This window comes from Yersinia pekkanenii, assembly GCF_001152565.1.
GTDB classification, from domain to species: Bacteria; Pseudomonadota; Gammaproteobacteria; order Enterobacterales; family Enterobacteriaceae; genus Yersinia; species Yersinia pekkanenii.
In genome coordinates this window covers 17506-29879 of the sequence record NZ_CQAZ01000021.1, presented here as the reverse complement: position 1 = coordinate 29879, position 12374 = coordinate 17506, and the positions used below count along the sequence as shown (strand labels likewise).

Genomic DNA, 12374 nt, shown 5'->3' with positions numbered 1-12374 from the left:
TATAAAAGGCGCGGAGAAGGTTTCTATTACGGCAGTAACCGGTATCACAGAATAATAATGTATTAAGCAGAGAGCGTCGGAAGCGATATTTTTGCTGTGGTCGGCTATTGCCAACATTTATAAAAAATAAATTGTCACCTGTCTAACAGGCGGTATTGCTACAAGTAAAAAACGTCTGTCGGGCAGGGTTCTGAATACATTAATACCTCATGGAGAACGTGTAATGGTTAAGGTTAATCAGGTTTTTAGGAAAACGAACTCGGCGACATGGGTCATCGCTGCACTTATCTCATCTCAGGCCGTTGCTGCTGAAACCAATACCACCAGTACCACGCCAACCGATACCATGGTGGTCACGGCATCGGGCTTCCAGCAGCGAATTCAAGACTCCGCCGCTTCTATTTCCGTGATAACCCGCGAGCAAATCGAGAATAAAGCCTATACCGATATTACCGATGCGTTGAGAGATGTTCCAGGCGTGGTGGTGACCGGTGGAGGTAGTCACAGCGATATCAGTATTCGCGGTATGTCGGCAAAATACACCTTGATTCTGGTGGATGGTAAACGTGTAGATACCCGTGGTACGCGGCCCAACAGCGACGGTGCGGGTATTGAGCAAGGGTGGTTGCCACCGCTTGCGGCCATCGAACGCATTGAAGTGGTACGTGGCCCGATGTCCTCTCTATATGGCTCAGATGCCATGGGCGGCGTAATTAACGTTATTACGCGCAAAGTGGGTAAAGAGTGGCACGGAACGGTGCGTGCTGATGCCACTTTGCAGGAAGATTCAAATTCCGGCGATATATACCAGACCAATGCTTACGCCTCCGGCCCATTAATTGACGGTTTACTGGGATTAAAAGTCAGCGGGTTACTTTCTCATCGTAGCGAAGATAAGATGATCAATGGTTATAATGAACAGCGCCTGAGAAATGGTAGCGCGACATTTACCCTGACCCCCGACGATAAGAACGAATTTGATTTTGATATTGGTCATTATGTGCAGGATAGAAATTCAACTGCCGGGCGCTCAGTGGCATTAAACGGCCAAAGCAGTGATGTGCAATATGACCGTAACAATTATGCGGTGACTCATCACGGTTATTATGATTTTGGTAATTCAACCAGCTATGTTCAACGCGATGAAACTCGCAACCCATCCCGTGAAATGAAGAGCGTTGATAATATTTTTAATACTCAGACTTCATTCCTGTTAGACAATCATACCCTTATTCTGGGCGGCCAATATCGTTATGAAGAGCTGAATGACACTGGTAACCAATTAGTCTCTGCCAGTGATTTGACTAAATTGACCCGCTGGAGTTGGGCGTTATTTGCCGAAGACGAATGGCAAATGACCAATGATTTCGCCCTGACTGGCGGTGTCCGTATGGATCAGGACGAGAACTACGGCACTCACTGGACGCCACGCTTATACGGTGTCTGGCACCTGGCAGAGCAATGGACATTAAAAGGGGGGGTATCCGGCGGCTACCGATCACCTGATTTGCGTCAGGCAACCGATAATTGGGGGCAAATCACCGGGGGTGGCCGTGGCGATCCAGCTATCATTGTGGGTAATGCCAACCTGAAACCTGAAAGAAGTATCAGCCAGGAAATCGGTATTCTCTGGGATGACCAGGAAGGTATGAACGCCGGTGTGACACTGTTTAATACTGATTTTAAAGATAAAATTACTGAAGTACGTCGTTGTACTGATACTACTGGCAATGCGTCAGGCCAGTGTATGATCAATGGCACCAGCTATAAATTTATCAGTGACCGCACCAACGTGGATAAAGCTATCACCCGTGGTGTGGAAGCAACCTTCGGGTGGGAAATCAATAAAGCCTGGTCCCTGACATCTAATTATACCTTTACACAATCAGAGCAGAAAAGCGGGCAGTTCTCCGGTCAGCCACTGAATCAGATGCCCAAGCACATGTTAAACGGCACAGTGAACTGGCAGGCAAGTGAAGAACTGGCCACTTGGGTGCGAGCCAATTACCGTGGTAAAACCTCGGAATATCTCAATCGAACCAGTATGGGCAGCCAAACCCCGTCTTACACTTTTGTCGATTTAGGGGCTAACTACCAGTTGACCAAAGAGCTTCGTCTGATGGGCGGTGTCTACAACGTGTTAGATAAACGCGTGGATATCGAAGTTAACGACAAAGTTCTCGATGGGCGTCGTTATATGGTGGGTGCGAGCTACGATTTCTAATCCCCTTCGTCCTTGGCGCTGCAGGGGTGTTAGCTGCGCTAGCTCACCCCTGTTTAATCAACTCAGGCCAATATCAATGACTTTCTGAAATGCCACTCTTTGCGTCAGGCGTTGATACCAGCGCTGTAAATGTGGCAGTTCCGGGCGTGCTATCGACAGGTTAAACCAGGCATAGGCCAGACACCCGAGTGGCATATCACCGATACCGAATTTATCGCCGGAAAGATAAGCCTGTTGTTCCAGCGCTTGATCGGCGATTGCCATCAATGTATTCAGTTGCTCAATACCGTGAGCAATTTTTACTTGATCCTGCTGTTCCGGCGCAGTCCGTACCAACCCAATAAACACCGCTTTAAAGGGGACCACCAGACTGGAGGTAGCCCAATCCATCCACTTTTCTGCTCCAGCCCGCAACTGAGCATCAGCCAGATAAAGCGTACTTTGGCCGTATTGTGCCGCCAGATAACGCACAATGGTGTTGGATTCCCACAGAATAAAATCCTTATCTTGCAGGCAAGGGATCAGACCATTCGGATTTAATGAGCGATAAAGAGGGTCATTCAGTTGACCATATTGGCCACCGACATCAATACGTTCATAGCTGATATCCAGCTCTTCCAAACACCAAAGCACTTTTTTGACATTGGTCGAGTTATTCCGACCCCATACCGTCAACATATCAGTCTCTCTCTATTTGAAATTTCATTACCAATGGTTGCTATCCCCGTCATGCAGAATCGCTAAATCGACTAAGCCTTACCGATATAGCGGTTACCTTCCATAAAGGTATCAACCGTTAACCTAATACTTTCTAGCTAAACATGGAAGCGAATCAGATTGGTCATCAAATAGGACAGAGTTATAAACATAATATTTACTTGAGCGGGTAATTATAGGACTGAGACTAGGGTCATTAATGAAAGAAATAACATAGAACGGATTGATATTGGTGAGTTGCAGCGTTTCGGTGTTAATTGTTTATATCGTTTAGATATAGATTGTTAAGTATCTAGTCGAGAACACTCTTAAAACAACTTTTACCCTGAGAGCGAAATGTAATTAAAGCGGTTTGCCACTAAACGCCAGTATGGCTAAAGAAAGAGTGTTGTCGTCTGTCTGCTTTCACCCCACGGCTCAGGAGCTAATTATGCTGATTATTCGTTTGTATGGTTGTCCAGTTTTCATTGGTTTCGAGCAAAAAAAGCAACCGACTGAAAATCCCGGAGTGAAAAATGAGTCATCAACCACTAAGCAATCAATTACCCATTAATCAATTAGCCGCGAATGCGGTATTTGCTAACACATTACCTTTATTGGATCTTTCACTGCTTAATGGCAGCGAAGTTGAACGTCAGGAGTTCTTAGTCGCCTTACGCCATGCCGCACGTGATATCGGATTCTTCTATCTCACAGGACATGGTATTGACCCCGCGTTATTACAACAAATCCAAACTCTGTCACGTGCATTCTTTGCCCTGCCTGATGAGGAGAAACTGGCCGTTGCTATGGTCCGTTCCCCGCATTTTCGGGGTTATAACCGTGCCGCCTCAGAATTAACCCGTGGCCAACCAGACTGGCGCGAACAGTTCGATATTGGTGCAGAAAGAGACCCATTACCACAAACACCGGGCACCCCAAGTTGGGCACAACTACAAGGTCCAAACCAGTGGCCTACAGCGCTGCCTGAATTAAAACCAGCATTACTGCAATGGCAGCGAGAAATGACCGGAATGGCGCTGCGCTTGCTACGCGCTTTTGCTCTGGCATTGGAACTGGATGAAAATGCATTTGATGAGCTGTATGGCGATAAACCCAATGAACATATCAAGTTGATCCGTTATCCGGGGCGCGAAACCACGCAAAGCGGGCAGGGGGTAGGGGCGCATAAAGACTCAGGTTTCCTCAGCTTCTTATTGCAAGACCAACAACGTGGTTTACAGGTTGAAGTGGAAGAGGGGCGCTGGATTGATGCTATTCCACAGCCAGACACCTTTGTGGTCAATATCGGCGAGCTGCTGGAGCTGGCCAGTAACGGTTATCTGCGTGCCACGGTGCACCGGGTGGAAACGCCACCTGCCGGTGCTGACCGGTTATCTATCGCATTCTTCCTCGGGGCGCGTCTGGATGCGGTGGTCCCATTGTATCAATTGCCGGAGGTTTTGGCGGCTGAAGCGCGCGGGCCTGCCAGTGATCCGCACAACCCATTGTTTCGTGATGTCGGGCTGAATTACCTCAAGGGTCGCCTGCGCTCTCACCCGGATGTTGCCGAGCGCTACTACCCTGTGCAATTGACGCTCTAGGGGATTAGCTGGCTACAGCCTCAATTTCTTTGGGTCGCTTTAATGATAAAAACTTACTTTTGGGATGATGAGAATGACAAAGACAATAATGACTCAAACGCCTATTTCTGGCTTGGTTGGTGCGGTACTACTGACCGCACTGGCATCTTCGTTCACTTTATCGGCACAGGCCGCTGAAGTATTGCGGGTCGCGGCAGATCCAGTGCCTCATGCGGAAATTCTGCAATTTGTACAAAAACTGGACCCGTCACTGGATCTGAAAATCATTGAAATCACCAATGGTGTAAATTCTAATGAGCTGCTGGCCCACGGCGATGTCGATGCTAACTACTTCCAACATGTGCCTTACTTGCGCTCACAAGAGCAGGCGCTGGGGCAGAAATTTGCCGTCGCTGCCACGGTGCATATTGAGCCACTGGGCGTCTATTCCCACAAACATAAAACCTTTGCTGATGTACCGGAAAATGGCACTGTCGCCGTGCCGAATAACGTCACAAACCTCAGCCGTGCGCTCTATTTATTGCAAGATCAGGGGCTAATCACCCTGAAACCGGGCTTTACTGATCCGGCTAAAAATCAGGCAACGCCTAAGGATATTGTGAGTAATCCAAAACATTTGAACATTCTGGAGATCGAATCACCACAGATCCCGCGCTCACTGGATGATGTTGATTTAGCAGTTATTAATGGTAATTATGCCCTGGAGGCAGGGCTTAATCCCGCCAAAGACGCTTTGGGTCTGGAGAAAGCGGCTGGCAACCCGTATGCCAATATTTTGGTCACCACACCCGCCTTGGCCAACGACCCGCGCATCAAACAATTGGCGAAAGATTTGCAGTCGCCGGAAGTAGCGAAATTTATCACTGAGAAATACGCCGGTTCAGTTATTCCGGTGGCAGGCATTAAATCATGATTAGCATCGAACGCCTGAGTAAAACCTATCCACAAGGAGGGCTGCCAATGGTAGCTCTGGAAGAGGTCTCGCTAGAGATCCCAACCGGCTCGGTGTTCGGTATTATTGGCCGCAGCGGGGCAGGTAAAAGTACCTTAATCCGCTGCCTGAACCTACTTGAACGGCCCACCTCGGGCCGTATTCAGGTGGACGGACGGGAATTAACCACTCTTTCTGAGCGTGAGTTACGTCTGCAACGGCAGAATATCGGCATGATTTTCCAGAATTTCCACTTACTTCATTCACGTAACGTTTGGGACAATATCGCGGTTGGCTTGGAGATTATTGGGATGCCCAAGCCGCAGCGCCAACGACGTGTTGCCGAGCTGTTGGATTTAGTCGGCTTGAGTGACAAAGCCTATGCTTTTCCTTCGCAGCTATCGGGGGGGCAAAAACAGCGGGTCGGTATTGCCAGAGCATTGGCGGCCAAACCGTCCTACTTGTTATCTGATGAAGCCACCAGTGCGTTGGATCCGGAAACAACGGCATCAATACTTTCACTGCTCAGCGATATTAACCGCCAATTGGGGTTAACCATTGTGCTGATTACCCACGAGCTGGACGTAGTGAAATCTATCTGTGATAACGCCGCCTTACTGGAACGAGGGCGGGTGGTCGAAACCGGCATTATCAGCGAGTTGCTGGCTTCTCCTCATTCCCGCTTAGGGCGTTCGTTGTTACCCACTTGTGGCTCGTCCGCTTTATCCGGTACGCCGGTTGCGGAACTGACATTCTTCGACACGTTATTGGCCTCGCCGGTACTCAGTGAGTTGGCACAACAACATGCGGTGGGCGTCACTCTACTGGGAGGTGGGGTGGAGTCTATTGGTGGTCAACGGGTTGGGCGCTTACACGTTGATTTCAGTCACCCAGAGGGGGGGGTGAATTTATCTGAAATCTTACAATTTCTTAATGAGCGTGGTGTGAGGGCTGAACTGATATGAACAGCGGTATGAGTTGGCAGGAGCTCCTGGGATTAGTCGCCAATGCGACGGGCGAAACCGTTTATATGGTGATTATCGCGACCTTTTTCACCGTATTGATTGGCTTGCCATTAGGTGTGTTGTTATTTATTTCGCGATCTAATGGTGTGTTACCTGCTCCTCGGCTGAATGCATTGATAGGGGCAATGGTTAATCTGGGGCGCTCAATGCCTTTTGTGGTGCTATTGATTGCATTGATTCCGATTACCCGTTGGATCATCGGCACAACGCTGGGCAGTACCGCCGCTATTGTGCCAATAACCTTGGGGGCAATCCCATTTTTTGCCAGAGTGGTGGAAGCGGCCCTGGATGAAGTTGACAAAGGGCGGATTGAAGCCATTTTATCAATGGGGGGATCGGCGCGGCATGTGATTCAAAAGGTGTTATTACCGGAGGCGCTGCCCGCCTTATTAGCCGGTATAACCTTAACTATCGTGATGCTGGTGGGGTTCTCATCAATGGCCGGCGTTATTGGTGGTGGTGGATTAGGTGACTTGGCTATTCGTTATGGTTATCAACGTTTTAATAATGAAATCATGGTTGCGACATTAATAGTGTTGGTGATTTTGGTTCAGGGCGTACAAAGCCTGGGCGATAGATGGGTTCGGTCTTTGTCCCATCGGCGGTAAGGCTTTCACTGTCTCTTCTTCATTTATAATCTTATGACTCCTTTTCTTTTTTTCTCTGTCTGCTCTTGATTCGCTCGCTGATACCTATCAAAATGATAGGCATAAAATCGAGGAGGTGATTGAATGGAATCTAATACACCTTTACCCTATCAGGGGACCGCTGTCAGAGAATTCCCTCTTAGCTCTGTTTCAACCCGCAAGATAGTTAACGATCTGGCAGCAAACCATACAGGGCGCATTCGTATCAGCGCACATGCCAAACAAAGGATGTCTGAACGGTGTGTAACGTTACGGCAAATTTTGCATGTCTTTATCAGTAAGCACAGTCGATTCACTGAAGCGCCACACCAAACGTCTGGCGGTGATTGGAAATTTAACCTGCAAGGTGTGGCGGCGGGCGATGTTATTGAAGTCGTGGTGGTACTGAAACGACATGAGAATGACCCTACAGTATTTGTAGTTACCGTGATGATTAAGTAATGGAGAATAGGTCATGTATCACTACACAGAGAGTGGTTTAACAACAGTTTGGCTGGCCAATGGTTATCATTGTGGCATTGTCGATGGTGAGCATTTCACCAGTATCGATGACGTCGAGGGTCTGCATCGTTTAATCAGTAAAGTCTTGGTTAACCGCTGTAGACCATTAGCGGCTGATGAAATCCGTTTTATCCGTATTGAAATGAATATGTCTCAAAAAGCGCTGGCGATATTACTCGGTGTAGATGTACAAACGGTTGCTCGTTGGGAAAAGGGGCAAACCAGCTTGCCACGAACAGCAGATGTTGCCTTACGGGCTCTTTATGTGGAATCTATCGAGGAGGCCAGCGATGTGGGGCATTTCTTACGCATACTGGCAGATTCTGAAGTCCTTCAATCAATGGAAAAATTAATTTTCGAAGAGCGTGGCCATGTGTGGCAAAGAGCGGTCTAGCGAGTGGAGCCAGCAGGCGTCGTATTAACTCGTACTGGCTATCTTCGCAACGTCAAGTCATCAGGGTCTTAGCCGTTTAGCGCTTGCGCCAAATCCGCAATCAAATCTTCGGTATCCTCAATCCCTACCGATAAACGTAACAACTGCGGAGTAATCCCATGTTTCAGGCGAGTTTCCAGCGGGATGGAGGCATGAGTCATGCTGTATGGCTGGCTGATCAAACTCTCTACACCGCCTAAACTTTCAGCCAGAATAAATAAATGTGAGCGTTTGATCACCGCACGAGCGAATTCATCATCCCCTTTCAGCCGCACTGAAATCATGCCACCAAAACCGGCCATTTGCCGGGCGGCCAGCTCATGCTGTGGGTGGCTTTTCAAGCCAGGATAATAGACATTTTCAACTTGTGGCTGCCCTTCAAGCCATTCGGCAATACGTTGAGCACTGTGATTATGCCGTGCCATGCGTAAAGCCAGCGTGCGTAAACCACGTAATGTTAGGAAGCTACTGAATGGATCTAAAATCCCGCCCACCGCGTTGTGCAAAAAGCCCAATTGTTCGGCTAATTCGGGGTTATTGCCCACCGCGGCAACACCGGCGACCACATCGGAATGACCATTAAGGTATTTAGTGGCTGAATGCACCACGATATCAAAGCCCAGTTCCAGCGGGCGCTGAATATAAGGAGAGGCAAAGGTATTATCTGCCACACTGATGAGTCGGTGTTTTTTGGCAATCGCTGCGATGGCTGCCAGATCAGCCAGCTTTAACAACGGGTTGGTTGGCGTTTCGACCCAGATCATTTTGGTTTCGGGTAAAATAGCGTGTTCCAATGCGGCAGTATCCGCAGGGGAGACATAAGTCACTCGCAAACCAGCGCTGCGGCTACGAACTTTTTCTAACAGGCGATATGTCCCACCGTATAAATCATCAACTGCAATGATATGACTACCTTGATCCAATAACTCAAGTACGGTTGAACAAGCCGCCAGACCCGAGGCAAAAGCGTAACCACGAGTCCCGTTTTCCAACTCTGCAATCGCTTTTTCCAAGGCAGTACGCGTGGGGTTACCACTGCGGGAATATTCATATCCGGTATGTTCGCCAGGGGCTGGCTGCGCAAAGGTAGATGTCGCGTAAATTGCTGGCATTACTGCACCGGTGCTATCAGGGGTATAACCGGCATGGACGGTTAGAGTATCGAATTTTGCCATGATAAAAATCCTTAATAAGAGAAGGTTAAGCCAGCTTTTGACGCCAGGTATTCAAAACATCGGTACGGGTAATCAAGCCGAGGAAACGTTCACCATCCAGCACCACCGCCACATGACCATCATTAAAGGTTGCCAGTAGAGAGTGGTAATCCGCTTCTTTTTGTAACGTAATGACGTGATGGGTCATTGCTGCGCTGGCAGGTAATTTGAAATGGCTGGCATCGGCTTGTACGGTGTTCAGTAGATCCCACTCGTCAATTAAACCGACCACTTTTTCGCCCTCTAATACCGGTAACTGCGAGATGTCATACAGTCGCATTCGGGCATGAGCCACGGCCAGCGTATCCTGCGGTGAAACTGAAATTGTGGCACCATCCTGATGGCTATAGGTGATGTAATCACGTAAATCACCATGCTGAGGTTTGCTCAGTAAGCCTTGTTCCAATAACCAGTAGTCATTGAACATTTTTGACAGGTATTTATTTCCGCTATCGCAAACAAAGGTGACGACTCGCTTGGCGGTAGTCTGCTCGCGGCAATAACGTAATGCCGCTGCCAGCAAGGTGCCGGTGGAAGACCCTGCCAGTACACCTTCTTCCCGCAATAGCGTGCGGGCGGTGCTAAAAGCCTCGGCATCATCAATACGGTAGGTTTTTTTTACCTGAGAAAAGTTACTCAGTGGTGGGATAAAATCCTCACCGATACCTTCTACCAGCCAGCTACCGGCATCAGTAACCTGCGAGCCATCGACGAAATCCGCCAGAATAGATCCCGCGGGATCAGCCAGTACGAACTCTGTTGCCGGTGAAACGTTGGCAAAATATTGGCTCAGGCCACTTAATGTCCCGCTAGAGCCAACACCCACTACGATGGCATCAATCTGTTCGCCCATTTGTTGCCATAATTCGGGGCCGGTTGATGTCCGGTGTGCGGCAGGGTTTGCCGGGTTATTGAATTGGTCAATATAGAATGAACCGGGTGTTTCCTGCGCCAAACGCAGGGCATAATCCTGATAATAAGCCGGATGGCCTTTACCGACATCCGAGCGGGTCAGCAGCACCTGCGCGCCCAATGCGCGTAGATGGAAAATTTTCTCCTGGCTCATTTTGTCAGGTACCACCAATACCAGTTTGTAACCTTTTAACGCGGCAACTAATGCCAGCCCAAGGCCAGTATTGCCTGCGGTAGCTTCAATGATAGTGCCGCCGGGTTGCAGCACCCCATCTTGCTCCGCTTGCTCAATCATGGAGAGCGCTACACGGTCTTTAATCGAGCCACCGGGATTTTGGTTTTCTAATTTAACAAACAGTTGGCACCGACCGGTATCAAAGCGGGTCAGTTCCAGCAACGGGGTGTGGCCGATAAGATCAAGTACCGAGCGTGGGATAGCCATTGCATACTCCAACAATTATTTGTTTAACAGCATTAATTTGGTTAGCAACCTATTGGCTGGATAATAGCGCTAGCAGCTTAGGCACTGAAAAGAACAAATAACCCGCTTATATTCCTTTTTGGAATATATTTATCATTATTTAGACGTTTAGGTGCTTAGGTGTCAGGATGTTCAGATAGGCAGACGGTTAGCCGTATAACCATCTATATCGATTGAAACGGCATCTTTACAAAACAAAACGTAAAACTATGCCCAATTGGGGCGGCAATGGGATAAATTTAGAGAAGGGACTGAAGTATGACTAAGCTAATATTTCAGTTTAAGTGAAAAAACGTTATTTTTTCGCTAATTGGACCGTGATTGGTTCTGGAAATACCACTTATTTCCGATTATTTGCAAGGATACTCTGGCGACCTCATGATGAAATTTATCCTCCCTTTCAAGATAAAGACGTTTACTTTCAGTGCTGGTTTATTGCTCCTGGCACTGCCTGCCGCGCATGCGGCTGACTCTCCGGAGGCTCCTTCGGTAGATGCCAAAGCCTATGTGCTGATGGATTACAATAGTGGAAAAGTGCTGGCTGAAAGTAACAGTGACCAGCGCCTTGACCCCGCCAGTTTGACAAAGATTATGTCCAGCTATGTGATTGGACAGGCGATTAAAGCCGGTAAGGTGAATCAAGATGATTTAGTGACGGTGGGTAAAGATGCCTGGGCTACCGGTAATCCGGCATTACGCGGCTCCTCACTGATGTTTTTGAAACCGGGTGATCAGGTAAAATTATCCGATTTGAATAAAGGTATTGTTATTCAGTCAGGCAATGATGCCAGTATCGCACTGGCTGATTATGTCGCCGGGAGTCAGGACAGTTTTGTCGGCCTGATGAATAATTACGCCAAAGCACTGGGTCTGGCTAATACTCACTTTATGACGGTGCATGGCCTTGATGCACCGGGGCAGTACAGTACTGCACGGGATATGGCGGTATTGGGGCAGGCATTGATCCGTGATGTACCAGAAGAGTACGCCCTGCACAAAGAGAAAGAGTTCACGTTTAATAAGATCCGCCAGATTAACCGTAACCGTCTGTTATGGAGCACTAATCTTAATGTGGATGGCATGAAAACCGGCTTTACCACTGGGGCTGGGCATAATCTGGTCGCTTCTGCGACTGACGGGCCGATGCGGTTGATCTCCGTGGTGTTAGGTGCCCCGAGTGACCGGGTTCGCTTTAGTGAAAGTGAAAAACTGTTGACCTGGGGCTTCCGTTTCTATGAAACCGTGGTACCGATTAAAGCGACAAAACCCTTTGTTACGCAGAAAGTGTGGTTTGGTGACACCGGTCAGGCCGAGCTCGGCGTCGCGGAGGATGCGGCTATTACTATCCCGAAAGGGCAGATGAAGAACCTGAAAGCCAGTTATACGTTGGATCAGACCGAACTGCGTGCGCCGCTGGCAAAGCATCAGGCAGTGGGTACTATTGATTTTCAGCTTAATGGCAAAACGATTGAACAGCGGCCACTGGTGGTATTAAACGAAGTAAAAGAGGGCGGGTTCTTTAGCCGCATCTGGGATTTCGTGATGATGAAACTCAGCCAGTTATTTAGCTAATGTAGAGGTTATTGCTTAATAAGCAAAAGAGCTACCACTCAGTAGCTCTTGTTGAGGTTAATGATAACGTGCTGACCACGGAGAGAACAGGCAGACAGTAAAGATGCCGTAAACCCGTCCTTGGGGGGCGAGCC

Annotated in this window: 11 protein-coding genes; 8 read left to right on the top strand and 3 right to left on the bottom strand. The window is 48.4% G+C overall.

Annotated features, from left to right (window positions below; all coding sequences use genetic code 11):
* The first annotated feature begins 223 nt into the window (after positions 1-223).
* A complete protein-coding gene (locus AEP37_RS12105; RefSeq protein WP_049613548.1) occupies positions 224-2224 on the top strand; it encodes a ligand-gated channel protein in 2001 nt (666 codons plus the stop codon).
* Positions 2225-2281: 57 nt separating this feature from the next.
* Here the strand turns inward: AEP37_RS12105 and AEP37_RS12100 are convergent, their stop codons facing one another.
* Positions 2282-2902 (bottom strand): glutathione S-transferase family protein, encoded by a 621-nt coding sequence (locus AEP37_RS12100; protein WP_049613547.1) that lies wholly within the window; start codon positions 2900-2902, stop codon positions 2282-2284.
* Positions 2903-3456: 554 nt separating this feature from the next.
* Between AEP37_RS12100 and AEP37_RS12095 the strand changes: the two genes are divergently transcribed.
* The 6 genes from AEP37_RS12095 to AEP37_RS12070 all read left to right on the top strand — a co-directional run bounded on the left by AEP37_RS12095 (position 3457) and on the right by AEP37_RS12070 (position 8022).
* Positions 3457-4524 (top strand): isopenicillin N synthase family dioxygenase, encoded by a 1068-nt coding sequence (locus AEP37_RS12095; RefSeq protein WP_049613546.1) that lies wholly within the window; start codon positions 3457-3459, stop codon positions 4522-4524.
* 88 nt (positions 4525-4612) lie between these two features.
* The gene (locus tag AEP37_RS12090; RefSeq protein ID WP_049613545.1) at positions 4613-5437 is read left to right on the top strand and encodes a MetQ/NlpA family ABC transporter substrate-binding protein; all 825 of its coding nucleotides are present in this window, start codon (positions 4613-4615) and stop codon (positions 5435-5437) included.
* Positions 5434-6420, top strand: a complete 987-nt coding sequence (locus tag AEP37_RS12085) for a methionine ABC transporter ATP-binding protein (RefSeq protein WP_049613544.1) — start codon at positions 5434-5436, stop codon at positions 6418-6420. The genes AEP37_RS12090 and AEP37_RS12085 overlap by 4 nt, the downstream gene beginning before the upstream one ends.
* A complete protein-coding gene (locus tag AEP37_RS12080) occupies positions 6417-7088 on the top strand; it encodes a methionine ABC transporter permease (protein ID WP_049613543.1) in 672 nt (223 codons plus the stop codon). The genes AEP37_RS12085 and AEP37_RS12080 overlap by 4 nt, the downstream gene beginning before the upstream one ends.
* Positions 7089-7211: 123 nt before the next feature.
* Positions 7212-7568 carry a DUF4258 domain-containing protein gene (locus AEP37_RS12075; protein ID WP_049613542.1) on the top strand — a complete coding sequence of 119 codons (357 nt, stop codon included), beginning with the start codon at positions 7212-7214 and terminating at the stop codon, positions 7566-7568.
* A gap of 13 nt (positions 7569-7581) precedes the next feature.
* Entirely contained in the window at positions 7582-8022 is a 441-nt protein-coding gene (locus tag AEP37_RS12070) for a helix-turn-helix domain-containing protein (RefSeq protein WP_049613541.1), read from the top strand.
* A gap of 68 nt (positions 8023-8090) precedes the next feature.
* Here AEP37_RS12070 and AEP37_RS12065 read toward each other — a convergent pair whose 3' ends face one another.
* Both AEP37_RS12065 and AEP37_RS12060 read right to left on the bottom strand, forming a co-directional pair.
* Positions 8091-9236 carry a trans-sulfuration enzyme family protein gene (locus AEP37_RS12065; RefSeq protein WP_049613540.1) on the bottom strand — a complete coding sequence of 382 codons (1146 nt, stop codon included), beginning with the start codon at positions 9234-9236 and terminating at the stop codon, positions 8091-8093.
* A 25-nt stretch (positions 9237-9261) separates the two neighbouring features.
* The gene (locus AEP37_RS12060) at positions 9262-10629 is read right to left on the bottom strand and encodes a pyridoxal-phosphate dependent enzyme (RefSeq protein WP_049613539.1); all 1368 of its coding nucleotides are present in this window, start codon (positions 10627-10629) and stop codon (positions 9262-9264) included.
* Positions 10630-11046: 417 nt separating this feature from the next.
* Here AEP37_RS12060 and AEP37_RS12055 point away from each other — a divergent pair, with 417 nt between their 5' ends.
* A complete protein-coding gene (locus AEP37_RS12055; protein WP_049613538.1) occupies positions 11047-12240 on the top strand; it encodes a serine hydrolase in 1194 nt (397 codons plus the stop codon).
* Positions 12241-12374 lie beyond the last annotated feature (134 nt).